The 1,042-nt window shown below is 71.3% G+C and carries 1 protein-coding gene and 1 pseudogene; both read right to left on the bottom strand.

Annotated elements, in window-relative coordinates:
- Positions 1–676, bottom strand: a 676-nt coding sequence (locus A9X05_RS01355; protein ID WP_067778641.1) for an acyl-CoA dehydrogenase family protein, incomplete at its 3' end; no start/stop codon positions are given.
- Positions 673–1,042, bottom strand: a pseudogene (gene ipdE1, locus A9X05_RS01350) (acyl-CoA dehydrogenase IpdE1); the annotation flags it as partial. The gene A9X05_RS01355 and the pseudogene ipdE1, both read right to left, overlap by 4 nt.

Raw genomic sequence — 1,042 nt, 5'->3', positions numbered from 1 at the left:
CGGCGAGCTTGTGCTTGATCGCCTGATAGGAACCGATCACCCGGCCGAACTGGGCGCGCTGCTTGGCGTAGTCGACGGTGTCCCGCAGCAGCGCCTCGGCGGCGCCGACCAGCTGCGCGGCGGTGGCCAGCGCGCCGAACTCGAAGGCGCGCCGGACCTCCGCCTGCCAGGGTTGGCCGGTGGCGGTCACGTCGTAGACGGGCCGGCTCGGATCGACCGACTCGTGCCGGTCGCCGGGCGCGGCCTCGCTCACACCGTCGTCGGTAGCCAGCAGCACCAGCCCGGCCGAGTCGGCGTCCACCGCGCGCGGCGCATGCGGTGGCAACGCGACCGTGGCTACCAGCTCGCCGGAGGCCAGCGCCGCGCACCGCTCGTCCGAGGCGAGCAAAACCGGTGCCACGGCGATGGATTCGGCCACCGGCCCCGGCACGCACCAGCGTCCCAGGCGTTCGAGCGCGACCACCAGGTCGACCGGGTGCGCCTCGATGCCGTCGAACTTCTCCGGAACCGCCAGCGCGGTGACGCCCAGTTCGGCCAGCCGCTCCCACACCTTGCGGCCGGGCGCGGTGTCGCCGGCGGACCAGCCACGGATCGCGCCGGGCAGGTCGGCCGCGCCGAGCGCGGCGTCGATGCTGGCCGCGAAGTCGCGCTGTTGCTCGTCTAGCGCGAATTTCATTTCTTGCCCCCGGACTTCTCGCGGGGCAGGCCCAACAGCCGCTCCGAGATGATGTTGCGCTGAATCTCGTTGGTGCCGGCGTAGATGGTGTCGGCGCGGGTGAACAGGAACAGTCGCTGCCATTCGTCGAATTCACCGTCGGACAGGGTCAGCCCCGGCTTGCCGATCACGTCCATCGCCAGCTCCCCCAGCGCGCGATGCCAATTGGCCCACAACAACTTCGACACGTTATCTTTCCCGGCGGCCTGGCCGCCTCCTTCGACGTCCATGGTGGCCAACGCGTAGCTGCGCATCGCGCGCAACCCGGTCCACGCGCGGGTCAGCCGCTCGCGGATGAAGGGGTCGTCGGCGGCGCCGTTGCGACGC

This window comes from Mycobacterium sp. E3298 (genome assembly GCF_001666895.1).
Lineage (GTDB): Bacteria > Actinomycetota > Actinomycetes > Mycobacteriales > Mycobacteriaceae > Mycobacterium.
This window is presented reverse-complemented; position numbering and strand designations above follow the sequence as displayed.